Origin of the sequence: Actinoplanes sp. URMC 104, assembly GCF_051386375.1 — a bacterium.
Lineage (GTDB): Bacteria > Actinomycetota > Actinomycetes > Mycobacteriales > Micromonosporaceae > Actinoplanes.
Map to the genome: position 1 here is coordinate 2,395,945 of NZ_JBPQTO010000002.1, position 23,994 is coordinate 2,419,938.

The following is a 23,994-nucleotide window of genomic DNA, read 5'->3' on the forward strand; positions in this document are numbered from 1 at the left end:
CTCGGCTTCGTGGCTGGCATGGCTTGGCCGTGCCCGGGTGACGAGAGCGACGGGGGTCGCGCCATGCCGGCGTTTGCGCAAGTGCGGATCGCAAGGTCCGCGGTGGTGGGGCTCGGGTGCGTGGCACTCGGGCTGATCGGGCTCTTCCTTCAGGCGTACGGGTGGCAGGCCCTCGCGCTCGACCACGCCGCGATCCACGGCTGGCTCGCCGGCGACGACCTGTACGGGTACCACTCGCCCGACCTGCGCCTGGGCACCAGCCTTCCGCCGATCGCCGCCGCCCTGATGGCCCCGCTCACCGCCCTGCCGGCGCCCGCGGCCGCGTGGCTGCTCGCGCTGGCCGGCACCGCCGCCCTGGTGCTCGCGCTGATCGTGCTGGCCGGCCCGGTGGCCCGCCGCTACCGGCGCCCCCGCGGCCCGGTCGTGCTGGTCGCAGCAGCCCTGGCCCTGGTCGCCGAGCCGGTCCGCGCGACGCTCGGCCTGGGCCACCTCGACCTGCTGCTGTTCGGCCTGATCACCGCGGACGTGGTCGCGCTGCGCCGCGCGGCGCTGGCCCGCCGGCGGGACGCCTGGTGGCCGCGCCCCGACTCGGCCCGCCCGCCGCGCGGCCGTTCCGACCGGCTGCGGCACATCTGGTCGACCGGGGCGTGGGGCGGCGTGGGCATCGGCGTCGCGACCGCCCTCGCCGTCGGCCCCGCGCTGTTCATCGTCTATCTGGTGGTGATCCGCCGGTGGCGGGCCGCAGCCACCGCCACGGTCACGGCGGTGTCGCTGACGCTGGCCGCCCTCGTGATCGCGCCGGACGCGACTGCCACGTGGTTCGGCACGGTGCTCACCCAGGTCGACCGGTCCGGTCCGGTCGGCGACCCGGCCAACCAGTCGCTCGCGGGGCTGCTCGCCCGCCTCTACGACTCGACGAGCACCCCGGTGCTGGTCTGGCTGTCGTTCGCCGTGCTGCTGCTCGCGGTGGGGCTGATCCGGGCCCGGGCGGCGCACGCCGACGGCGACGAGATCGCGGCGTTCACGCTGGTGGGGCTCACCGGCGCGGCGGCTGCGCCGGTCGCCACGACCCATCGGCTGATCTGGATGCTGCCCGCGGTGCTGATCCTGGTGGACGCGGCGGCCCGCATGCGGGTGACCCCTCGGCGGCCCCGGCGTTTCGCGGGGCTCGGGTACGCGGTGGGGGCGCTCGCCACGTACCTGCTGCTCATCGCGCCTCCGCAGTGGACGGTGGGTTGGAACGCGTACGCCTTCGCCGTGATCGTGCTGATGAACGCGCTGCCGTGGCGGCCCGCCGTCGTGCCGGCGAACCCGGTCGTACGCCGGCCCGTCGCGCCCGTGCGGGTGCCGGCGATCCCCGGGCCTAGGGGCAGTTGACCCACTCCTCGGCGCCGTCGGTGAAGACCTGCCGCTTCCAGATGGGCAGCCGCGCCTTCGCCTCGTCGACCAGCCGGGCGCAGGCCGCGAACGCCGCCGCCCGGTGCGCCGTGCTCACCGACGCGACCAGCGCGACATCGCCGATCGCCAGCGTGCCGACGCGATGCGAGACCGCGACCGCGTAGACGTCGGGATCGGCCGCGATCTCCGCGGCGACCTCGCGCAGCACCTGGGCGGCGCTGGGGTGGCCCTCGTATTCGAGCAGCGTCACCCCTCGGCCGTCGTCGTGGTCGCGCACCACGCCCTGGAACGACACGACCGCGCCGGCCCGCCGGTCCGCCACCGCCTTCTCATGGGCGGCCAGGTCGAGCGGGGTGTCCAGCACCTCGGCGATGACGATCTCACCGGTGGCGGGAGCCGCGCGATCGCCGTCGGCTGTCGTCGCTCGGCCGCCGACGATGATCGCCTCTCCGTCACGGGCGGTGGCTGCTTCCCCGCCGTGGGCGGCTGCGGCTTCCCCGCCGTGGGCGGTGGCTGCGTCGCTGTTGTGGGCGGTGGCTGCGTCGCTGTCGTGGGCGGAGGGTGCGTCGCTGTCGTGGGCGGAGGCTGCGTCGCTGTCGTGGGCGGCGGCTGCGTCGCTGTTGTGGGCGGTCATCGGCGTTCCCCCGTCGTGAGCGGTAGGGGCAGGAAGGGGACCAGGTCGCCGGCGGACGCCTCGGTCCCGGGGCGGACGACGACGAAGCCGTGCGCGTTGGAGAGCCCGCGCAGCATCGCCGAGCCGACGTGGCCGACTGGCGTCGCCGACCGTCCATCGTGGTCGAGCCGGGCCAGCGCGAGGTGGGTGTCGCCACCGCGGCCGCGGACGGGCGCGCTCACCTCGACCGTCGGCAGGGTCGGGGCGGGGCGGCCCTGCAGGCCCGCGAGCAGCGGCGCGACCAGGGTGATCAGCGCGATGACCGCGGACTGCGGGTTGCCGGGCAGCCCGGCCAGGAAGCGCGGCCGCCCGTCCGGCCCGGGCACGCGGGCCAGCAGCATCGGGAACCCGGGCCGCACGGCGACGGTGTTGACGATGTATTCCGCGCCCAGCTCGGTCAGGGTGGGGTGCAGGTGGTCGACCGGGCCGTGCATCGTGCCGCCGGTCGTGCACACCAGGTCGGCATGGGCAAGCGCTCCCCGTACGGCGGTGAGGTGCGCCTCGAGCGTGTCCTGCACCGGGCCGGCGACCGCCGCGGGGTCGACCGTAGCGCCGTAGCGCCGCAGCCAGCCGGGCACCTGCGGCCCGAGCGCGTCGCGGACCCGGCCGGCTCCCGGCGTGCCACCGGTGAGCAGCTCGTCGCCGAAGACGAGCAGCCCGGCGCGCGGCGCGGCAAAGACGGTGAGCGACTCGTACCCGCAGGTCGCCGCGACACCGATCACCGCGGGGTCGACCGGCGTGCCGACCGGCAGCAGCTCCTCGCCCTTGTGAGCCTCCTCGCCCGGCAGCCGCCACTCCGGGACGGGCCCGACCTTGGGCTCCCCGCTGACCCGGCCGTCGGCGTCGACAGTGGACGCCTCGATCCGCACGAGCGCCTCGGCGCCGGACGGGACCATGGCGCCGGTGGCGATCTCGACGCACGTTCCGTCGTCGGTCAGCGGCGGGGCTACGTGGCCGGCCAGCACCCGGCCGACGGGCCGCCACGGCTTCGGGCCCCGGACGGCCCAGCCGTCGATGCTCGAGGTGGGGAACGCGGGCAGGTCGGTCAGCGCGCGCAGCGGCTCGGCCAGCGTGCGCCCGTCGGCCGCCGGCAGCGCGACCGGCTCGGCCGGACCGGCGGCTGCGCGGCCCGCCGCGTACGCCAGCTCGCGTGCCTGCTCCCAGCCGACCGGGTTGGTGTCGTGACCGCTCACCGGTCGAGCCTATCCAGCCGCGCCGGACGCCGGATGATCTCCGCCCCGGATCTGGTCGACGGTGTGCCTCAGCAACGGCCCGAGCACCGCGAGACCGTCCTTGGCGCCGCCCGTCGAGCCGGGCAGGTTCACGATCAACGTGCGGCCGGCGACGCCCGCCAGGCCCCGGGAGAGCGCGGCGGCGGGAACCTTGTCGCGGCTGTACGCGCGGATCGCCTCGGCGATGCCGGGGATCTCGAAGTCCAGGACGTCGCGGGTCGCCTCGGGGGTGCGATCGGTCGGTGTGACCCCGGTGCCGCCGCTGGTGAGCACGACGTCGACGGCGTCGGCCACGGCCCGGCGCAGCGCCTCGGCCACCGGCTCGCCGTCCGGCACGACCACCGGCTCGTCGTCGACGGCGCAGCCGAACTCGCGCAGCCCGGTGACCAGGCGCGGGCCGCTGGTGTCCGCGTACACCCCGGCGGCCGCACGATTGCTCGCGACGATGACGCGCGCCGTGATGCGCGGCTTCTCGTGCGTTGCCCCGATCGCGGCCGCGCTCTCAGCTGCGGCCCCCTTGTCGGCGACGGGCCCGTTCTCGGCGGCCGTCACGGGCGGTCCTCCGGGCGTACCCACTCGCCGGTCTTTCCGCCCTCCTTGCGGAGCACCCGCACCGCCTCGATGCTCGCGGCCGGATCCACCGCCTTGATCATGTCGATCATCGCGAGGCCGGCGGTGGCCACCGCGGTGAGCGCCTCCATCTCGACGCCGGTGCGGTCGGCGGTCTTCGTGGTGGCGGTGATCTCGACGGTCGACGGGGTGAGTTCGAGATCGACGACCACGCCGTGCAGACCGATCGGGTGACAGAGCGGAATGAGATCGGGCGTCCGTTTGGCGCCCATGATCCCCGCGAGCCGGGCGACCGCGAGCGCGTCGCCCTTGGGCAGTTCGTCACCGCGCAACAGCGCGATCACCTCGGGCGTGGTCACCACTCGCCCGGCGGCCACGGCGCGACGGGCCGTCACCGCCTTGGCGGAGACGTCGACCATGCGCGCGGCGCCGGCCTCGTCCACGTGAGTCAGCAGGGATTCGTCGGGCATACCGGGAGCTTATAGAACCCGGCGACGATGATCTCGCGTACCAATAGGGTTGCGCGCTTCACAATTGTCAAGAATGAATCTTGGTGATCTCTTGGCTGGTCAGGTGGGGTCGGAAAAGCCGCGCTAATATCCCCTGGCCACTCGGCAATGGCAATCCGCTGAGTTAGGTGAACAACACACTCCGCCATGCGGACACTGCGGTTCAAAACGACTTCTCCGATTGCGCACGGTTCTGGCCCCGGGACTAGGGGTAATCGATTCACGAACGGTTATCGTGTTCTGCGCAAAACGGCACTAAACGCTATCAATTTCGCGTCTCCGCCTATATCGTTTCTTTCGTCGCGACGCACTTCGACCCCCTGAGAGATCCAGGCTTCCCGGATCCTCTTACCGCGAGGAGAAGAACGATGATCAAGTCGAACGACTGGAGCTGAAGACGGTGCGCGAAGGCGCACACTTGAATACGCTTGAGCCCGGACCTGTGTCCGATGTGCTCGGCGACTGGACGACCTCTTTGCGAAAGACCCAAAGCTCCAACGACGACGCGACCGGTCGGCAGCTCTCGCTGCTCATCGGTCTCGTCGTCGTTCTGGCGTGTGGCGCCGCGGCGGCCGACCTCTGGCATGCCGTTGCCCGGCCCGAACCGGTGCCGCACGTCGGCCTGCTGGCGCTGGTGGCCGTCGGCGCCGCGGTCGCCAACCGGGTGCGGGTCTACGTCCGCGTGCGTTCCAGCCAGGACGGCACCGCGTGGGGCGAGGTGCCGGTGCTGATCGGGCTGGTCTTCCTGCCGCACGGCTGGGTCGTGCTCTGCGCCGCGGCCGGCATCGCCGCGATCAAAATCATTGCCGGTACGCCGTTGCAGCGCACGGTCTACTCGGTCGCGAAGGAAGTGCTGACGGCGAGCACCGCCAGCCTCGTGCTCACGGTCACCGGCTCGCTGCCGGCGTCCGACTCGCTCAGCGCCACGTTCGTTCCCGTGACCTTGGCGTACGTGGCCATGTGGTTCGTCGACGACCTGGTCTTCATGCCGGTCATCTCCGTCGCCTCCCGCACGCCGATCCGGCAGATCATCCGCAAGGACTGGGACAGCCGCTTGATCGCCCACGCGTTCCGGCTGGTCACGATCCTGTACGTCATCGAGGTCCTCGTCTCGGGCGCCAGCCCGCTGCTGCTCGGCTTCGTGCCGCTGCTGATCGCCTGCCTGCACCTGTGGCACTCCCGGCAGCTGCGCACCAAGGAGGAGCGGCGCTCATGGCGCGAGCTGGCCAAGACCACCGACGAGCTCAACTCGGTCGAGCTGACCCAGGTGCTGCATGTGGCGGCGATCCAGGGCGCGCGGGTCTTCTCCTCCGACGAGGTGGAGATCGACCTGACCGGCAGCGGCGTCGACCGGGTGATCCACGCGCGGGGCAGCGAGGTCGTCTACGACGGTCCGGGGCCGCGCCGGTTCGACGCCGCCGGCGAGATCACCGCCGAGCTCGAGACCAGCGACCGCACCTACCGGGCCGGCGTGCTCACCCTCGGCTTCCACGGACGGGTCAAGCTCAACGAGTTCGAGCACTACAAGCTCAAGACGTTCGCCGCCGCGCTGTGCACGGCCATCCGCAACGCCACGGCGTACGCGGAACTGCAACGGCTCAACGAGCAGAACGCGTACGACGCCGCGCACGACCCGCTGACCGGCCTGGCCAACCGCCGCGAGCTCTACGAGCGCGCCGAGCGGCACTTCCAGGGCCGCAGCGAGGACGGCGTGGTCGCGCTGCTGCTGATCGACCTCAACCACTTCAAGGAGGTCAACGACACGCTCGGGCACGCCGCGGGCGACGCGGTGCTGCGCGAGGTGGCCCGCCGGCTGGCCGACGCCGCGCAGCCCGGCGACCTGGTGGCCCGGCTGGGCGGCGACGAGTTCGCCGTGCTGCTGGTCAATCTGCCCACGCCCGCGCTCGCCACGCCCCGCGCCGAGGCGCTGCTCACCACGCTGTCGCGCAGCGTCGCCGTCGAGGGCATGCAGATCACCGTCGAGGCGGCCGGCGGCATCGCGCTCGCGCCCGGCAGCGGCGGCGTCAACGAGCTGATGCGACGCGCCGACATCGCGATGTACCAGGCCAAACGGGCCGGACAGCAGACCGCGACGTACGCGCATTCGCAGGACACGGCCGACGTCAGCCGGCTCATGCTCGGCGGCGAACTGCACCGCGCGGTCACCGAGCACGAGTTCGTGGTCGACTTCCAGCCCATCGTGGACCTGGGCAGCGGCGAGGTGACGTCGGCCGAGGCGCTGGCCCGCTGGCACCACCCCGAGCACGGCTATCTCACGCCGATGGAGTTCCTCGAGACCGTGGAGCGGTCGGGTCAGCTGCCCGCGTTCGCCGACGCGGTGCTCGACCAGGCGCTCGCGGCCTCCGACCTGTGGCGCGAGGCCGGGTTCGACCTGCCCGTCGCGGTGAACGTGTCGCCGCGCAGCCTGCTCGATCCGAGCTTCCCCGAGGCGGTGCTGGCCCGCCTGCGCCGGCACGCCGTCCCGCCCGACCGGCTGATCTTCGAGCTCGCCGAGACGCTGACGCTCAGCCAGCTCGACGTCGTGGGCCGTGCGCTGGCCGACCTGAGCGAGGCGGGCGTACGGCTTGCCCTCGACGATTTCGGCACCGGCGTGTCGCCGCTGTCGGTCCTGTCCCACATCCCGGTCCACCAGCTGAAGATCGACCGTGAGTTCGTGGGCGCCGTCCAGACGTCCTCCGAGGCCGCCGCCGTGATCCGCTCGACGGTCGACCTGGCTCGCAGCCTGCACCTGACGGTGACCGCCGAGGGCGTGGAGAGCGAGCCGCAGCGGCATGCGCTGTGGAATCTCGGCTGCGTCGCCGGCCAGGGCCACCTGTTCGCGCGCCCCATGTCGGCCGCCCGCCTGCTCGCCACCGTCCAGCGCGGCACCGACGGCCGCCCCGGCGCGCTGGCCCCCTCCCTGCACGACGGCGCCGCGGTGGTCCGCATGTCGCGCCGCCGGTCTGCAGGCTCGGGAAGATCGTCTCTGCCACACTTGCGCGCGTGACAGATCGAGGCCAGACGGCGAGCGAACCCGCAGTTGACGGCCCGGCCCCCGGAGACCCGGCTCCCGCGGACGCCGCACCTCCCGCCACTCCGGAGACCGGCAAGGTGCCGGCCCCGCTGCCGGTCGATCGGCCCGCCGCACCCGCGGCCTCCACCTCCCCGGAGGCCACCGCGGCTCCAACCGGCTCCTCGATCCAGGACAAGGCCGCCGCTCCTTCGGAGGCCCCTCCCTCCCCGCGGTCGGCCGCCACTCCCGACGGCGGCCGCGACGAGAAAGCCAAGGTCACCGTCTCCCCCAGCGGTGACACCGCCGCCGGCCACGAAGGGAAGGCGCCGGACTCGGACTCTACGAGCGGACAGGCCGCCGATCGCGACGAGGCGCAGTCCGGGGCGGCCCCCGCCGATGGCCGAGCCACAACCGATGGCGCCTCGGCGACCCCGTCCGAGTCGACGCCCGTCACGGCGCCCCTCGACAAGGCTCTGCCCGAGAAGACGGAGATCGTCCCGGCCGGGCGGGTCGGGCGGTTCTTCGCTCGCGTCGACCAGGCGGGTGGCGGCTACCCGGTCGACCTCGTCCTCTATGGGCTGTCGACCGTCTTCGCGCTGATCACGGCGTTGAGCTCCACCCTCATGCCGCATCGGGCGTGGGGCTCGGTCGCCGTCTGGGCCTACGCCATCGCGTTCGTGCTGAGCGCCGTCCAGTTCGCCGGCTACCGCATCGCCGGCGCGCGACCGATAGCCTCAGTCGTGTTCGGCACCGCGGGAAGAGCGGCCCTCACCTGGCTGACCTGGGCCGGCGCGGCCCTGCTGCCGCTGGTGATGCTCGCGGTGGAGCGGGCCGGCGGCCGCACCGACCGCGCCCAGGAGGAGGTCCTGGTCGTCGAGCGCATGGGCGAACGCCTCGTTAACGACGGCACCCCGTACCTGTCCCGGGACGCGATCGCCGCCCTGCCCGCCGACGAGCGCCTTCTGGGCTACAGCCCGTACCAGCCCGGCATGTCGATCTTCGGCCTTCCCCGCGCGATCGCCGGCGACGCCTGGTGGACCGACGCCCGTGTCTGGTTCGCCCTGGTCACGGCGCTCGCCTTGATCACGGCAGTCCTGCTTCTCCGCCCTCGTCGCGCCGCGGAGCCTCACCCCGACGACTCACCGGCGACGGAACGGTGGCGGTCGTTCGCGATCGTCCGAGCGACACAGGCAGTCACCGTCCTGCCGATCTGCGCCCTCACGCTCGCGACCGGTGGCGACGACATTCCCGTGCTGGCGTTCTGTGTGCTCGCCTTCGCCCTGGCCGCTACCAACCGTTACGGCTGGGCCGGAGTCGCCGTCGGTGCCGCCGCCGCGTGCAAGCTCTTCGCCTTCCCCGTGGTGGCCGTGCTGCTCGTGCTCGCCCTGGCCACCGCACGCGGCGGCAAGCTCCTGCCCGGCGCGCTCGGCCTGCCCCTGCTGGTGCTGGTCCCGCCGTTCCAGGTGGACCAGGACGCGTTCGTCGAGAACGTGATCCGCTTCCCCACGGGCCACGGTCTCGTCACCAGCCCCGCGCAGTCGCCGTTCCCCGGCTACCTGATCGCGCAGAACGTGCCGGACGGCCGCCTGATCGCTCTGGGGTTGCTGATCGCAGTCGCGGTCGCCATCACCGTACGCATGATCTGGTGGTCGCCACGGTCCGCCGCGTCCGCCGCCTCGATCTGCGGCTGGGGTCTGCTCGCGGCGATCCTGCTCATGCCGACCACCCGCTTCGGTTACCTGCTTTACCCGGCCGCGTTCCTCGTCTGGGCCGCCGCCCTGCGCCCGGCACACAGGAACCACACAGCCACAAGTAGCCCGTTGGATGACACAGCCTTGTACCGTCTGTGAGATGCAGATGACCTGTCCGAAGTGTCACGGCGAGATGCGGGTGTACGAGCGCAGCGGCGTCACGATCGACCAGTGCACCGAGTGCCGCGGGATCTTCCTCGACCGTGGCGAGCTGGAGAAACTGTTCGAGGCCGAGTCGAACTGGAGCACTCGCCAGGCACCCCCGCGTCCCGCCGCCGCCCCTCAGCCGGGTTACGGCCAGCCACAGCCGGGTGGTTACGCCCCGCCCCCTCCGCCGCCCGCGCCGGGTTACGGCCAGCCCACCCACGGCTATCCGCCGGCCCCCGCTCCCGGCCACTACGCGCCCGCGCCGGCCTATGGTCACCACGGCCACTACCGGCACCACGGCCACTACAACCGCCGCAAGAGCTTCCTGCACAACCTGTTCGACTGACGGTTCGTGCCGCAGCCGCCGGTTCCCCGGAGCCGGCGGCGCGTAAGGGCTCGTGCCGCCGGTTCCCCGGAGCCGGCGGCGCATGACGGCTCGTGCCGCCGCCGATCCCCGGAGCCGGCGGCAGCACCACCGTGCCTCGCTGACAGCCAAGCGCCGGTCGTGGCTCACCACGTCCCGTCGTCGCGCACCCGCCGCGCCGGGCCGTCACCCGTGAGCAGGCCGGTCACGGCCTCGTCGAGGGTGCTGCCCACGAACCATTCGCCGCCCTGGTCGAGCAGGAACACGCGGCCCACCTCGTCGATCGCCACCACGGCGTCGCCGCCCTCGATCCCGATCGGGAAGAGCCGCGCCCCGATCACCTCGGCGAACTCCTGCAGAGCGGCCACCGCATAGGCACCCGGTACGGGATCGAGCAGCAACAGCCGGATGGCACGCCGCAGCCCCGGCCCCCGCCGACCGCAGCGCACGCCGGGAAAGTCCGCGACCGCGACCCTCGCTGCTTCGAACGGCTCCAACCGCCCGCCGGACGCCTCGACGGCCCGCTCAACAGCGTCATCACCGAGCCCGGCCGCGCCGATCCACCCGCCGCCGGCCAGCGTCCGCGCCACCTCGTGCGGGAAGCGCCCGGCCACCGGAATCCGCTCGGAGCCGTGCCGCCATTCTGTCGTGTACGCCAGATCCGACCACGGCAGCACGGCGAGGTCCACCAGAACACGAAGGCAGGTCTCGCACGGCCGATGCTCCTGTCCCGCCACGGGATCGCCCTGGTCCCGTACGAGATGGGAAGCGAAAGCCGACTCCCTCAGCCAGGCCCTCGCCTCGTCCAGCGACAGCGAACGGCCACGTGAGGCGTCGTGCAGCGCGTCGGACAGGGCGATCACCTCCGCGTGCCGTTCGGCGCCGCGAACCCCGTTCTCCGGCAGCCGCTCGGCCACCAGCGGATGGTGGTTGATCCGCTGGTCACCCTTCGCACCCTGCGCCCGGTACAGCCGGTCACCGGCCGTGAGGTGCGCGGCCGTCGTCGGGGTGGGCTGCCGACGGCTGAGCCGCAGCAGAGCCACCGCGGGGTCCACCGTGCCGGGCGGGGTGGGGCGGCGTTCGCGATAGACGGCCGCGATCTCCTCGGCCGGCACGCCAGGCCAGGTCGACACCGCGCCGGTCTCCCGGTCGATGACTGTGCGTGCACCGTCGCCCGGCACGGAGCGCACACCGGCCGGCTGGCGCGTCCAGACCACGTACCCCAGGTCGAACTCGTCGAGCATTGGCTCGCACCCGTATCCGCGCTGCTCGGACTCGTTGCGTGCCCACCGCGCGGCGATCCGCTCGGCCTCCGCTCGCGTGATCACGTGGCTGCTCCTCTCGCCGTCGGGAGACCCGCTGAACCCGATCGACCCGGGTGACGTTGACAGATTGAAACTAACCGAACACGCAAAGTCTCGGCACGGACGAGGAGTGTGGCCCGGTGGCGGCAACGGCGAATCGCGACGCGAATCGGGAACTACGTGATCGGCTCGCACAGGTGCACGAGCGGTATACGCGCCTGCGGTCCGATCTGGACGACCTGCAAAGGCGACTCGACGCGATCCGGATCTCCGCCGTTTCACCGGACGGACTCGTCCGCGTGACGGTCGGGCCGCGCGGCGAGCTGATCGATGTGCGATTGGGTCGCCGGGCCACCCGGAATATGGACAACGAATACGTTTCCCGGACGATCGTGGCAACCGTCCACAGTGCTTCACAGCGGGCGGCGGAACGCGTACAGGCTTTGATGGCCGACTATCTCCCGCCCGATTCCGGCGCCCTGCGATACCTGCGCGACCACAATTTCGGCTCGCTGCTGGGACGGTCCGACGAGATCGTCCAGGACGTGGCCGGCCGCCATGAGTAGCCGACGGCTGCGGCTCGACGCCGAGGAGGCGCTCGCCGGCTCGCACGCGCTGAGCGCCGCCGGCGAGGACCTCGACGCCCGCCGCACCCGGGCCGGCGCCGAGATCGCCGCCGCCAGCTCCGCCTCACCGTGGGGCCGCGACGAATACGGACAGTCCTTCGAGCGGCACTATCGGCCGTTCGAACAGCAGGTTCTCGTCGCCTGGCAGCAGATCGCGGCGTACGTGTCCGGGCTCGGCGACGCGGGCGCCCAATCGGTGCGCGACAACCTCGAGGCCGACGACCGGGCGGCGCAGCGGATCCGGGGCCGCTCATGAACCTGCTGCCCAGCCCCGTCCCGCATCCGCTCGAGTTCAGCCCGTTCGACGTGCCCGGCTGGGCGTACGAGGCGCTCGAATGGGTCGTCGGCTTCGACTGGCCGGCCGGCAACGAGGTCGCCACCTGGGACGTCGCCGACCGCTGGTACGCGCTCGCGACGTCGCTGACCGGCCCGAACGAGGCGGCGATGGCGGCCGCGAACCGGTTCCTCGCGGGCTACGGCGGCGAGGGCATCACCGCCGAGGGGTTCCAGGACGCCTGGCACCAGGTCGCGGGCGACGAGAACGCCCCGCTGCACGACCTGCTCCGCGCCTCGGACGAGCTCGGCCGGCTGGTCGAGGGCTGCGGCGCCGACATCGAGGCTGCCAAGCTCGAGGCCTGGATCGAGATCGGGATCTTCCTCATCGAGCTGGCCGGCATGGCAGTCACCGTCGCGCTGACCCTGGGCGCGGCCTCCCCCGCGGCCGGCGGCTTGATCGTCGCGACCCGGCTGGCCATCCAGCGGATCTTCCAGCGGCTCGCCGAACAGCTCGGCGCCAAGGCGCTGCGCCAGACCGCCGGCCGCGCAATCAAGCAGGTCGGCAGCCGTGAGGGGCTGCGGCGGCTGGGCCGCGAAGCGCTCGACGAGGGCTTCGACGAGGCGCGCGAGGAGATCGCCACCAACGGCGGCATTCAGCTCTACCAACAGTCGGCCGGCCGCTCCGACGGTTTCGACTTCAACGACCTGGGCCGGTCCGCCGCGGCCGGTTTCGCTGGTGGCGCCGCGGCGACCGGCGCCTCGGCCGGCTCGCACGGGCACGGCGGCTTGCTGCGCGGCGCCGGCGGCGAGGTGCTGGCCGAGTTCGGCGCCGCGGCCACTTTCGGGGAACTGCCCGATGCAGCAGGGATTGCAAAATCGGCTACCTCGGGCGCGGCCGGGTCCGCGGTGCACGCGATGCCGTCCGCGATCGATATCGGTCTCGCGGGTCCCGAGCTGGGCGCCGCCCCGACGGCCCTGCCTTCGGTCGCGGTGGGAGACCCGCTTGCGCCCTTCGCCCGTACGCCCGAAGTCCCGCCGTCGACGAGCGGTGCGGCACCCGAAGCAATCTCCATCGTGTCCCCGCCCACGGATCAGGGCCCAGCATTTCTTGCGCCGGACTCCAGCGTCTCTTCCCCTCCGGCGTCCTCCGCTTCCTCCCTCCTTACGTCTTTCTTTCCGGCATCCGATTCCTCAACGTCACCGGCTACTTCCCCATCCCCGGATTCGCCTGCGCCGCCATCCCCTTCTTCACCGTCCCCTTCTACGCCGTCCCTCTCTTCCGACTCGACCCTTTCCGACCCGCCCTCTTTCTCCGACTCGTCTTCTTCCTTCGCTTCATCCCCTTCTCCAGACTCGTCCCCTTTCTCCGCGCCTTCCTCATCCTCCGCGCCGTCCCCCACCTCGGCCGACCTCTCCCCCTCCGCGTCGTCCCCCTCCTCGGCCGACTTCTCCCCTTCCGCGCCGTCCCCCGCTTCGGCCGACCTCTCCCCCTCCGCGTCGTCCCCTACCTCGGCCGACTTCTCCCCTTCCGCGCCGTCCCCCGCTTCGGCCGACTTCTCCCCCTCCGCGCCGTCCCCCTCCCTGCCGGACGGGTCGAATCTCCTCGCGTCCACGGTCACCGAGCCGACCTCCGCCCCCTCCCCTTCGCCGGCCCCTACCACCAGCGGTTCCTTCGCCGGCTCGGTCGGCATGCCGTTCCTGTCGGCCCGCCGGTTCCCCGTCGACGCACCCGGATCCATCACTCCGGTTGCCCGCCGCACTCCACTCTCCGATCTGGACCGCATCGCCGAGGCCCTGGCTCCCCGGCCGCTGCCGCGCCGCTCGGCCCCGCCGTCCCCATCGCCCGCGGCTCTGCGCCCCGAGGCCCGCGACGAGCAGGCGTACTTCGGCTATGCCCGGCACGCCCGGCAGACCCACGAGCAGAACCGGCGCGACGAATACGCCGCCTACCTCGACGCCATTGCCGAACAGAACCGCGCCAAGATCCTCGACCTGGGCCGTCAGGCCGACGCGGCCATCCGCGCCGGCTCCACCCTGCGCGCCAGGCACCACCGCCGCCAGGCGCTCGAGCTGAGCGAGATCGTCGCCGAGATCGAGGACGAGATCACCCAGATCCGCTCCGGCGACCTGGCTCCCGACCGCGTCGAGGTCGATCCCCCCGAGTGGGCCCGCATCAACCACGACGTCGGCAACCTGGCCCCCGGCGGCGTCCGCACCGGCGACCTGTCCGCGCTCGACGGCTTCGGCGGCCGCCCACCCGTCGACCGCACCCGCCACTACAACGTCACCGGCGGCCTGCGCCCCCCGCTGGCCGTCCACCAGGTCGACCTCGAGAACGCCGTCCCCCGCGACAGCGCCGGCCGCGTCTCCCGCTTCCCCGACCCCCGCGAGGGCACCTGGTTCCGCCTCGCCAACGACGGCGGTCCCGCCGCCGACCCCACCCGGGGCCTGAACTGCGTGGACGGCGTACTGGCCCTCTTCGACACCTACATGCACGGCCGCCCGCGCGTGTCGGCCCCCCGCACCTTCGACGTCTACGTTCACGGCAACCCCGACCGTCCCCTGGGCGGAGAGGTCGAAGGCGTACGCCGCATCCGCCTGGCCACCGGCAGCGACTTCCAGAACCTCTGCCCGTACCTCGCCGACGCCGATCCCGCCCAGGCCAAACCCGCCATGGACCAGGCCGTACGCAACCTGACCCACCACCTGCTGAACACCGGCCACGGCGCGTACGCCTTCATCGTGACCGAACTCGAGGGCGGCGGCAGCCACTCCTGGGCGGCCGTCAACCAGAACGGAACCGTCCTGTTCCTGGACCCCCAGATAGGCCGAGTAGCCGAACACACCCCGATGTACCAGCACCACGGCGTACCCGCCCCCACCAACCTCGTCTCCCTCGAGGCGCTGGTAGTGAACGCCGCCGGCATCCCCACCCCTCTCCCCGGCCACGGCCCAGGCACGTGGTCCACCGAGGCCCCAACGGGAACGGACGAGGGGGTCGAAGCCATCCGCGCAGCGGAGCGGCAAGCGTTCGCCTCGCTCTCCTCCGCCGACCGCGAGGCTCTGATCGAATCGGTCGCGGAATCGGAAGCTACCGCGATACAGGTGTCGACCGATCTCCATGACGTGGTGCGGTCTCTCGCCGGCGACGCCCACATCGTCGACGAGGAGTATCGGGTCAAATCAGTCGAATCACTCGGCCGAAAGTACCTGGAGGACTTGATCCTTACTGGCTTGGACCTCGACACCTACTTGGCAACGGTCAAGGATCGAGTTCGCTTCTCCGTCGAAACACCCGAGCAGGGCTACGGGACTACGGTGGCCAGTGTGCTTGCCGGCCTTCGTCTCCGTGGCTATCGAACAACGCAGATGGCCAGCTTCTGGGCTGATCGCGGGCGGCACAACGGCCTCAACGTCTGGCTTACCGACGCAAGCGGCTTCCGCATCGAGGTTCAGTTTCCAACTCCGCTGTCACGTGCCATCGGTAAAGACACCCACCATAGTTATGAGGTGCTCCGCTTCGGTGGCAGTACCAGCTGGGACCGCGTCGACGCCTTCCTCAAGATCCTTCAAGTCAACAAGCAACGCGGCATCGATGAGCGCCGACCGTCCGATCTACACTTGATCGACGGAATACGAACGAAGGCGAGCACATTCGCCTCTTGGCTGGCCTCGGAAGCCGAAATGCTTACGCAGTACAAAGCAGCGCTCTCCGCGCGACGCATGTCGTTCGAAGATCACCTAAGGCAGTACGGGTTGGAGCGGGACGACGTTCCCGGCCTGGAAGAAATGGGCATGTTCGAATGACGAAGCACGACTTCGCCTACAAGGTGATCCTCAGCAGCCGCGACCCATCCACCATCACCAGCTTGGTCGCGTACCAGGCTGCGGCGGACCAACCCCTCCGGGCTGTGACGTGGAGCGTGCCTCAGCAAGAGTGGATCTTCGCGCCATACCTCGTCTCACGCATCCTTTTCGACGACATGGAACAAAGTCGGGGACGCACAGTTGACCGAACGACCGCCGAGCACGTGGCCCGCGAGGTGCTGCATACCGAACTTCCCAGCGAGATTGATCTTGCCGAGATGTCTGACGAGGGCGAGCGCAACGGCTGGAACTACGGGCCGCCCCGGGGGTGAGGTCAGACGATGGCCATGTCGACGAAGCGGGACAGGTGGAGCTGGGCGGCCACCGTCACGGTGTCGGTGGGGCCGTTTCGGTGCTTGGCCACGATGAAGTCGGCCTCGCCGGCGCGCGGGGACTCCTTGTCGTAGTAGTCGTCGCGGTGGAGGAGGATGACCACGTCGGCGTCCTGTTCGATCGAGCCGGACTCACGCAGGTCGGACAGTTGGGGGCGCTTGTCGGTGCGCTGCTCGGGACCGCGGTTCAGCTGGGACACGGCGATCACGGGGCACTCGATCTCCTTGGCCAGCAGCTTGAGACCACGGGACAGCTCGGAGACCTCCTGCTGGCGGCTCTCGGTCTTTTTCGGCGAGGACATCAGCTGCAGATAGTCGATCACGAGCAGCTTGAGGTTGTGCCGCTGCTTGAGGCGGCGCGCCTTGGCCCGGATCTCCATGAGGTTCATGTTCGGGGTGTCGTCGACGAAGATCGGGGCCTCGCTGATCTCGCCCATGCGGCGGGCGAGCTTGCTCCAGTCGTCGTCGGTGAGCTGGCCGGAACGCAGCACGTGCAGGGGCACGCGGGCCTCGGCGGAGAGCAGACGCATGACCATCTCGATCTTGCTCATTTCGAGCGAGAAGATGGCGCTGGCGCAGTTGGCGCGGATGGCCGCGTTGCGGGCGAAGTCCATGCTGACGGTCGACTTGCCCAGACCGGGACGCCCGGCCACGATGATCAGCTGCCCGGCGTGCAGGCCGTTGAGCAGCCGGTCGAGGTCGGAGAAGCCGGTCGGCACGCCGGTCATCACGCCGCCGGCGGCGCCCACGGCCTCGATCTCGTCCAGGGTGGGCTGGAGCATGTCGCCGAGGGCGGCGAAGTCCTCGCTCACCCGTTTCTCGGTGACGTCGTAGATCGCCTGCTGGGCCAGGTCGACGATGTCGTCGACGTCGCGCCCGCCGTTGCCGTTGGCGCCGTAGCCGAGCTGGACGATCTTGGTGCCGGCCTCGACGAGGCGGCGCAGGATGGCCCGCTCGCCGACGATGCGCGCGTAATAAGAGGCGTTGGCCGCGGTGGGCACGCTCTCGATGAGCGTGTGCAGGTAGGGCACGCCGCCGATGCGCTGCAGGTCGCCCGAGTCGGCCAGGGCGGCGGCCACGGTGAGGGCGTCGGCGGGCTCACCCCGCCCGTACAGGTCGAGGATGACGTCGTAGATCGTGCTGTGGACGGGACGGTAGAAGTCGTGGGTCTTGAGGATCTCGACGACGTCGGCGATCGCGTCCTTGGACAGCAGCATGCCGCCGAGCACGCCCTGCTCGGCCGCCACGTCCTGCGGAGGGGACTTGTCGAAGGAGCCGCCGCCCCCGGACGGCCCACCGCCGGACGACCCGCCGCCCGAGGGCTGGGCCGGCGGCCGCGTCTCGTCGGTGATCGACACCCGGACCTCCTCCGCTCGCCGTCTGTGCACCCCAGATCAAACAGCCTGGGTATGACACTTTCGGCTGATCCACACCATGATCAGGGAAAACTCCTGATCAAGCCCCGCGCCTGCGGCGGACCCACTCTACGAACCGGCCCCCGACCTGCCCAAGCGGCCCGGTGGACGAGCCTCGGGACAACCTGTGGACATCCCGCCTGAGCCTGTGGGCAGGCCTGTGCACAGCCTGTGTACAACGGTTGGGGACGACGCCGGGTGTGCCTTCGCGAGCAGGGATTACGTCGTCCCCACCTGTGGAGGGGGAAAAATACCTGCACAACCGCGAAAAGGTGCCCCTAGTGAGCAAGCCGTCGCGCCGAGACGTTGCGGTTCGGACGCTCGGCAGGCACGCTTTTCGGGTGGACCAACGGGAGTGGGACTACGGCGCCCGCATGTCGCGTGAGCGACGAGCGGCCGAGCCGTGGTCCTCCCGCAGCTCGGATTCGCCCGAATTCGTCGACCCTGAGCCGAAATGGTCCTCCCTGACCGACACCGGCAGCATGCAGCCCAGCGCCGAGGCGCTCGACTGGCAGCGCCGGGCCGACGCGTGGGCGCAGCAGGCCGAGTCCGACGAGCACCAGTCCGTCGAGCCGGCGAACCGCTGGTCCGACGCCGCTTCGACCGGCCGCACCACCTTCCCCGCCGACGGTGTGGGCTGGCGCACCGAGACGGCCGAGTGGCGTGCGACCGGCGCGCGCTGGCGGCAGACCACCGAGTGGCGCTCCACCACCGGCTCGCACGTCTGGCGGTCGACCACCGAGGCGTGGCAGACCGGCGGCAACAGCTCCTACCCGCCGGCCACCGAGACGCCCATGGCGCAGCCGGCGATCTCGAGCACTGCCTGGTCCGACGACGCGGACGCCGACTCGCGCCCGTCCTGGCAGGAGTTCGCCGACCCCGCCACGCCGAGCGAGTCGCACACCTCCACCGAGAGCGCCACCCCGAGCTGGCAACAGCCCTCACCCCGTACGCCCGCGGAAAGCTCCCCGTCGTGGCAGGCGCTCGTCGAGCCGCAGCAGTCGTCGTGGGACTCCCGCCCATCATGGCAGCGTGACGCGATCGAGGGCTCCGCGACCTGGACCGACGTCGCCGACCAGCGCTCGGCGGCGGCGAGCACGGCCGCCGACACGAGCGCTAGCTGGCTGCGCACCGAGAACCCGCGCGACGACGGCCGTCACCTGGTGCGCGAGGACGACCGGGCCGCCTGGCGACGCGAGCCGGCCGGTGGGTCACCCTCGGTGGGGCGGCGCCGCGCTCCCGAGCCACCGGCTCCTCCCACGGGGGGTACGGGCTGGTCCGGCGCACGCTCCGACGCGGACAACTGGGAGAACACGGACAACTGGGCCGGGCACACCGACACGGGCAGCATTCAGCTGTACGGCGACACGCCCGCGCCGCCCTCGACGTCGGCTCCGTGGAGCGCGGGCACCGGCTTCGGCTCCCGCAACGTCAACCGGCGCGACGACGGCGCCCGCCGCCCCTACGGTGACTCGCCCGGCTACCAGATGCCCCCGGCGGCCCCGTACGAGCCGCCTCCGCGCTCGCCCCGCCGCGACGACACGGCCTCGGCCCGCGCCCTGCCCACCGGCTACGACGAGACCCCGCGCCCGCGCTACGCCCCCGAGGACGAGCCGGCGGCCGGGGGACGACGTCAGCGCGGCCACCGTTACGCCGACGAGGAGCCCGCCCAGCCGAGCCGTGGCGCCGGTTCCTACTCGCCGCCCGAGCCGCGCGCCCCCCGCCGGGCCCGCTCCGAGCCCGACGAGACCGCGACGTTCAGCGCCGTCCCGATGCCGGCCCCGCCACCCACGACGCCCCGCAGCGCGCCGCCCTCCGCCTCCCGGAGCGCGCCGCCTTACGCGTCACCCGGCGCACCGTCCTCTGCTTCTCGCAGCGCGCCGCCTTACGCGTCACCCGGCGCACCGTCCTCCGCTTCCCGCAGCGCGCCGCCTTACGCCTCGCCCGGCGCACCGTCCTCCGCTTCCCGCAGCGCGCAGCCGTTCGCGTCTCCCGGCGTGCCGCCCGCTGCACCGCGCAGCGCGCCGCCGTCCGCTCCCCGCAGCGGGTCGGCTGCTGTTCCGCGCAGCGCTCCGCCCGCCGACCAGCGTGGCGGCTCCGGCAGGGGCCGCGCCCGATACGGCGGTGGCGCCGACTGGCGGGAACAAACCGGCTCGTGGGAGGCCGAGCCCGACACGAGCAGCTGGGTCCGCGACCCTGACACCGGTCAGTGGAGCCGCTCCGAGGACGACCCGCGCATCCTGGCGTGGCGGCGCGAGGCCGCCCGCCGCGAGGCGATGGGTGAGGGGCCGCCCGCCCTGCCCCCGGCGCCGGCCGACCCCGAGCCCGAGGCACGCCCGGAACCGCCGACCGGCGGATGGCGCAGCCCGCCGCCGCTGCCTCCGGCGCCCGCCCCGCGCAGCGCAGCCCCGTACGGCGAGACCGCCTACAGCCGCGGTGAGGACGTCGGCTACGACGTGCCTCGCAGCGGCGGCTACGGTTCCGCGCCCGCGCCGCGAAGTGCTGCCCCGTACGGCGACACCGGCTACGGCCCCGCACCGTCCAGCGCCGTCCCCGCGCGCGATTACGACGACGACCGGTACGACCCGCCCCGCGGCGGCGGCTACGGGCCCACGCCTCGCAGCGCAGCGCCGTACGGCGACACCGGCTACAGCCCCGCGCCACCCACCGGCCGCGGCTATCCGGACGAGCCCGGCACCGCCTACGGCTCCCCGGTCGCCGACCCGTACGGCGGCCGGCCCGCACTGCCGAGCGCGCCCAGCTCCCCGCGCTACTCGGGCGCCGCCTCCGTGCCGGTCAGCTCGACGCCCGGCTACCCCGACGCGTACGGCGACTCGCCGCGCTCGGGTCGTCGCCGCGCCGCCGAGGACGACGTGCCCGCCCGGCGCGACGTGGTGGACCCGTCGGCGTACGCGGCCCCGCCGATCACCCCGGAGGCCTGGCAGCCCGGGCCCGCGGCGCGTCCCGCCGAGCCGCCGCCCTGGTCGCAGCCGGCCGACACCGGCCGCCGTTCCGAGCCGGGGGCGTGGCAGCTCGAGGAGCGCCGTGAGCGGGCCCGCGGCAGTGCCACGTACCGCGACGGCGGTGGCGCCGACTGGCGGCGTGAGCTCGCCGACCGGAGCAACCTGACCGAGGGTGAGTCCAGGCGCTTCGGCACCTCGGACTACCAGCCCTTTCGGGCAGGCGGCTCAGCCGCCGTCTCCGGACAATCGAACTTATCCACCACGTCGACGTCGCTGATCTCGCCGGTTCCGCGGGAGGCGACGGCGGTCGCGCAGCGCGGCCCCGCGAGCTGGAACGGTCCTTCGGGCGCGTACGAGCGTCGCCCGGTCGCCGGCGGCTACCCGACGGGCCGGAAGAGCGATCTGCTCGACCCGGACGACGAGGAGGACGATCAGGAGTCCGGCGGCCCGCTCGCCGCGGTCGGCTACACCGTCATCTGGTACGGCGTTCCGGTCGTCCTGTTCGTCGGCTACATGCTGGTGCTCGGCGGGGGCGCGCAGGGGCATGCGCTGCAGACGCTGGGCAAGGCCGCCCCGCAGTTCCTCGTCTCGCTGGTGCTCAGCGTCCTCGTGGCGCTCGGCCTGCGCTTCGTCAGCCACTCATGGAAGGCGATCAGCGTCGGCCTGGCCGCGGCCGTGGTCGGCGGCGGGCTCGCCACCGTGCTGACCTCAGCCATCACCGGCAACAGCCTCAGCTGACCGCGACGCTCCGGCGGGCAGCGGCGAAGGAGCCGCCATCAGCCGACGGCAGCCGGCAAGCAGGCAAGCCGGCGTCAGCCGACCGCGACCGACGCCCGCCCGGCGAGCCGGCATCAGCCGACCGCGACCGACGCCTGCCCGGCGAGCCGGCATCAGCCGACCGCGGCCGACGCCCGTCCGGTGAGCCGGTGGATCAGCACGCCGGCCACCCAGACCAGGAACAACGAGCCGCCGATCAGCGTCACCGGCCGGACGAGGATCGTCATGACCGGCTCCCACAGCAGCGGGAACGGGCCGGTGCCCCAGTATTCGACGACGTCCGCCACCAGGTAGACGCTGACCAGCAGCGTGTGGAACGACAGCAGCGCCAGCCCGAGCACGCCCAGCCCGATCAGGCCGCGGGCCAGCCACGCCAGCCCGGCGCCGAGCAGCGCACCCACCAGCCAGAACACGGCGGCCAGCACAGCCACCCGCACGGGCTGCGCCCGGTGCACCCGGGCGGCGGCCGACTCGCCCACGTCGTACGCGGGCCGGACGACGAGCCGCCAGTCGCCGCTCGCGGCGGTGAGCTCGTCCTGCGACGGATCGCCCACCCGCCAGCCGGCCGCGCGCAGACGGTCCGCCATCCCGCCGAGGTCGCCGGCCGTGCCGGAGAAGCGGGCCTCGGCGTATCCCGCGCCGTACTCCTCGTAGCCGTTCCACAGCACGCCCGGATCGTCGGGGAAGGGCGTGCCGGACAGATAGGGCGCCCGATCGAACTCCGCGCCGCCCTCGTAGCCGGGTTTCGCCACCGCGACGATGGCCCGCATCTGCTCGTCGGTGGGCAGGTCGGCGGCGGCTCGCCAGCCGATCCAGGCGCCGATCGGCGCGGTCAGGGCCGCCACGGTGAGCGCTGTCCACAGCGCGGCCACGATCGCGATCTTGCGCACGGCGACACCCTACTCGGCGGGCACAAACGAAACGGCGCGCCGAGATCCGTGGACCTCGACGCGCCGTCCGAGAACGCGCTGGGCGTCTTACTTGGCGGCGACGACGTTCACCGGGAACGTCGCGGTCACCTCGGGGTGCAGCTTGACCTGGACGTTGTAGGCGCCCGTGGTCTTGATGTGGCCGGGCAGCTCGAGGCGGCGCCGGTCGAGGGACGGACCGCCGGCGGCCTTGACCGCGTCGACGATCTCGGCCGGGGTGATCGAGCCGAACAGCCGGCCGCCGTTGCCGGAGCGGGCGGTCAGCGTGACCTTGAGGCCGGACAGCTGGCCCTTGACCTCGTTGGCCTGACCCAGGTCACGGATCTCGCGCGCCTCACGGGCCCGCTTGATGACCGCGACCTGCTTCTCGGCGCCCTTGGTCCACTGGATCGCGAAGCCCTGCGGCAGGAGGTAGTTGCGGCCGTAGCCGTTCTTGACCTCGATGATGTCGCCGGGGGTGCCGAGGCCCGACACCTCCTGGGTGAGGATGATCTTCATATCGGTGATCCTCCTCAGCGCGCCGTCGCCGTGTACGGCAGAAGCGCCATCTCACGGGCGTTCTTGACCGCGCGGGCGATCTGCCGCTGCTGCTGCGAGGTCACCCCGGTGACCCGGCGGGCACGGATCTTGCCCCGGTCGGAGATGAACTTCCGCAGCAGGGCGGTGTCCTTGTAGTCGATGTAGGTGATCCCGTCCTTGTCGAGCGGGTTCACCTTCTTCTTCGGCTTGCGAAGCGCCGCAGCCTTAGCCATTGCTCTTACTCCTGAACTCGGTAAGCCCCGGAGGGCTAGAAGGGAGGCTCGTCGTCGAACGAGGAGCTGCTGCCGCCGCCGGAGCGGCCGCCACCGGAGGAGGCCGGAGCCGCCGTCGCCCACGGGTCGTCGAAGTTGTTACCTCCGCCGCCACCGCTGGACTGCTGACGGTTGCCGCCGCCACCACCGGAGGCGCCGAAGCCGCCGCCCCCGCCACCGCCGGAGCGGTTCATGCGCTGCACCTTCGCCGTGGCGTACCGCAGCGACGGGCCGATCTCGTCGACCTCGAGCTCGTAGACGGTGCGCTTCTCGCCCTCACGCGTCTCGTACGACCGCTGGCGCAGCCGCCCCTGCACGATCACCCGCGAGCCGCGTTGCAGCGACTCGGCGACGTGCTCGGCGGCGTCACGCCAGATGTTGCACGCGAGGAAGAGTGGCTCGCCGTCTTTCCATTGGCCCGACTCGCGGTCCATGGTCCGCGGCGTCGAAGCGATGCGGAACTTGGCGACCGCTGCACCCGACGGGGTGAAGCGCAGCTCGGGGTCGTCGGTCAAGTTGCCGACGACCGTGATGACGGTTTCTCCTGCCATGATCTTCTCCTCGCCGCTTTGCTCGTTCTCGGAGGAGGTTCTCAGAACCCCCTGACAAAAACGAGGCTTCGCGGTTCTTACCCGTTGCAGTGCGGCGAAGCCGCCTCAGCAACTCAGCGGGTCTCGGGCCGGATGACCTTGGTGCGCAGGATGGACTCGTTCAGCCGCAGCTGACGGTCCAGCTCGGCCACGGCCTCGGGCGTCGCCTGCAGGTCGACGACCGCGTAGATGCCTTCGGCCTTCTTGTTGATCTCGTACGAGAGCCGGCGACGTCCCCAGACGTCGAGCTTCTCCACCGAGCCACCCGCGGTCCTGATCACGTTCAGGTACTGATCGAGCGACGGGCCGACGAGGCGCTCCTCGAGCGAAGGGTCGAGGATCACCATGAGTTCGTAATGACGCAAGACGTTCTCACCTCCTGTGGGCTGAACGGCCACGGTCTCTCCGTGGCAGGAGGTCTTGTGTCGATCGCAGAGAAAAACCGTGGGCAGGCCCACGGCAGTCAC

20 protein-coding genes are annotated in these 23,994 nt (G+C 72.0%); 9 read left to right on the forward strand and 11 right to left on the reverse strand.

Features of this window, described 5'->3' with window-relative positions:
• The first annotated feature begins 120 nt into the window (after positions 1-120).
• Positions 121-1,377, forward strand: a complete 1,257-nt coding sequence (locus ACSNN8_RS12215; protein WP_436648877.1) for a glycosyltransferase 87 family protein — start codon at positions 121-123, stop codon at positions 1,375-1,377.
• On the opposite strand, the gene ACSNN8_RS12220 is transcribed toward ACSNN8_RS12215, so the two are convergent.
• The 4 genes from ACSNN8_RS12220 to moaC form a co-directional block, all read right to left on the reverse strand.
• Entirely contained in the window at positions 1,364-1,777 is a 414-nt protein-coding gene (locus ACSNN8_RS12220; RefSeq protein WP_436649550.1) for a molybdenum cofactor biosynthesis protein MoaE, read from the reverse strand. The two genes, ACSNN8_RS12215 and ACSNN8_RS12220, sit on opposite strands and share 14 nt — an antisense overlap.
• Before the next feature lie 251 nt (positions 1,778-2,028).
• Complete coding sequence (locus ACSNN8_RS12225) at positions 2,029-3,264, reverse strand: molybdopterin molybdotransferase MoeA (protein ID WP_436648879.1); 1,236 nt, start codon at positions 3,262-3,264, stop codon at positions 2,029-2,031.
• A 9-nt stretch (positions 3,265-3,273) separates the two neighbouring features.
• Positions 3,274-3,765, reverse strand: coding sequence for a MogA/MoaB family molybdenum cofactor biosynthesis protein (locus ACSNN8_RS12230; protein ID WP_436649551.1), 492 nt, complete (start codon positions 3,763-3,765; stop codon positions 3,274-3,276).
• 86 nt (positions 3,766-3,851) lie between these two features.
• Entirely contained in the window at positions 3,852-4,343 is a 492-nt protein-coding gene (gene moaC, locus ACSNN8_RS12235; RefSeq protein WP_436648881.1) for a cyclic pyranopterin monophosphate synthase MoaC, read from the reverse strand.
• Positions 4,344-4,833: 490 nt separating this feature from the next.
• Here moaC and ACSNN8_RS12240 point away from each other — a divergent pair, with 490 nt between their 5' ends.
• The 3 genes from ACSNN8_RS12240 (at position 4,834) to ACSNN8_RS12250 (ending at position 9,639) form a co-directional block, all read left to right on the forward strand.
• Positions 4,834-7,389, forward strand: coding sequence for a putative bifunctional diguanylate cyclase/phosphodiesterase (locus ACSNN8_RS12240; RefSeq protein ID WP_436649552.1), 2,556 nt, complete (start codon positions 4,834-4,836; stop codon positions 7,387-7,389).
• 479 nt (positions 7,390-7,868) lie between these two features.
• On the forward strand, positions 7,869-9,245 hold the full coding sequence (locus tag ACSNN8_RS12245; protein WP_436649553.1) for a glycosyltransferase 87 family protein: 1,377 nt from the start codon (positions 7,869-7,871) through the stop codon (positions 9,243-9,245).
• 7 nt (positions 9,246-9,252) lie between these two features.
• Positions 9,253-9,639 (forward strand): zf-TFIIB domain-containing protein, encoded by a 387-nt coding sequence (locus tag ACSNN8_RS12250; RefSeq protein ID WP_436649554.1) that lies wholly within the window; start codon positions 9,253-9,255, stop codon positions 9,637-9,639.
• A gap of 164 nt (positions 9,640-9,803) precedes the next feature.
• On the opposite strand, the gene ACSNN8_RS12255 is transcribed toward ACSNN8_RS12250, so the two are convergent.
• On the reverse strand, positions 9,804-10,985 hold the full coding sequence (locus ACSNN8_RS12255) for an SUKH-3 domain-containing protein (RefSeq protein ID WP_436648882.1): 1,182 nt from the start codon (positions 10,983-10,985) through the stop codon (positions 9,804-9,806).
• 116 nt (positions 10,986-11,101) lie between these two features.
• Between ACSNN8_RS12255 and ACSNN8_RS12260 the strand changes: the two genes are divergently transcribed.
• From ACSNN8_RS12260 to ACSNN8_RS12275, 4 genes are read left to right on the forward strand one after another with little or no spacing between them, the layout of a single operon-like run.
• On the forward strand, positions 11,102-11,527 hold the full coding sequence (locus tag ACSNN8_RS12260) for a YbaB/EbfC family nucleoid-associated protein (protein ID WP_436648883.1): 426 nt from the start codon (positions 11,102-11,104) through the stop codon (positions 11,525-11,527).
• A complete protein-coding gene (locus tag ACSNN8_RS12265) occupies positions 11,520-11,843 on the forward strand; it encodes a hypothetical protein (RefSeq protein ID WP_436648885.1) in 324 nt (107 codons plus the stop codon). The genes ACSNN8_RS12260 and ACSNN8_RS12265 overlap by 8 nt, the downstream gene beginning before the upstream one ends.
• Entirely contained in the window at positions 11,840-15,670 is a 3,831-nt protein-coding gene (locus ACSNN8_RS12270) for a toxin glutamine deamidase domain-containing protein (RefSeq protein WP_436648886.1), read from the forward strand. The genes ACSNN8_RS12265 and ACSNN8_RS12270 overlap by 4 nt, the downstream gene beginning before the upstream one ends.
• Positions 15,667-16,002 carry a hypothetical protein gene (locus tag ACSNN8_RS12275; protein ID WP_436648888.1) on the forward strand — a complete coding sequence of 112 codons (336 nt, stop codon included), beginning with the start codon at positions 15,667-15,669 and terminating at the stop codon, positions 16,000-16,002. Before ACSNN8_RS12270 ends, ACSNN8_RS12275 begins: the two co-directional genes overlap by 4 nt.
• Before the next feature lie 2 nt (positions 16,003-16,004).
• On the opposite strand, the gene dnaB is transcribed toward ACSNN8_RS12275, so the two are convergent.
• On the reverse strand, positions 16,005-17,420 hold the full coding sequence (dnaB, locus tag ACSNN8_RS12280; RefSeq protein ID WP_436648890.1) for a replicative DNA helicase: 1,416 nt from the start codon (positions 17,418-17,420) through the stop codon (positions 16,005-16,007).
• Positions 17,421-17,818: 398 nt separating this feature from the next.
• Between dnaB and ACSNN8_RS12285 the strand changes: the two genes are divergently transcribed.
• Positions 17,819-21,178: a hypothetical protein gene (locus tag ACSNN8_RS12285; RefSeq protein WP_436648892.1), complete on the forward strand. Its 3,360-nt coding sequence runs from the start codon at positions 17,819-17,821 to the stop codon at positions 21,176-21,178.
• A gap of 152 nt (positions 21,179-21,330) precedes the next feature.
• On the opposite strand, the gene ACSNN8_RS12290 is transcribed toward ACSNN8_RS12285, so the two are convergent.
• The 5 genes from ACSNN8_RS12290 to rpsF form a co-directional block, all read right to left on the reverse strand.
• Positions 21,331-22,107: a hypothetical protein gene (locus ACSNN8_RS12290; RefSeq protein ID WP_436648894.1), complete on the reverse strand. Its 777-nt coding sequence runs from the start codon at positions 22,105-22,107 to the stop codon at positions 21,331-21,333.
• 87 nt (positions 22,108-22,194) lie between these two features.
• Complete coding sequence (gene rplI / locus ACSNN8_RS12295; RefSeq protein ID WP_436648896.1) at positions 22,195-22,644, reverse strand: 50S ribosomal protein L9; 450 nt, start codon at positions 22,642-22,644, stop codon at positions 22,195-22,197.
• Between the two features lie 14 nt (positions 22,645-22,658).
• A complete protein-coding gene (gene rpsR / locus ACSNN8_RS12300; protein WP_007073789.1) occupies positions 22,659-22,898 on the reverse strand; it encodes a 30S ribosomal protein S18 in 240 nt (79 codons plus the stop codon).
• Positions 22,899-22,933: 35 nt separating this feature from the next.
• The gene (locus tag ACSNN8_RS12305) at positions 22,934-23,488 is read right to left on the reverse strand and encodes a single-stranded DNA-binding protein (protein ID WP_436648898.1); all 555 of its coding nucleotides are present in this window, start codon (positions 23,486-23,488) and stop codon (positions 22,934-22,936) included.
• Positions 23,489-23,601: 113 nt separating this feature from the next.
• Complete coding sequence (gene rpsF / locus ACSNN8_RS12310; RefSeq protein ID WP_436648900.1) at positions 23,602-23,892, reverse strand: 30S ribosomal protein S6; 291 nt, start codon at positions 23,890-23,892, stop codon at positions 23,602-23,604.
• Positions 23,893-23,994 lie beyond the last annotated feature (102 nt).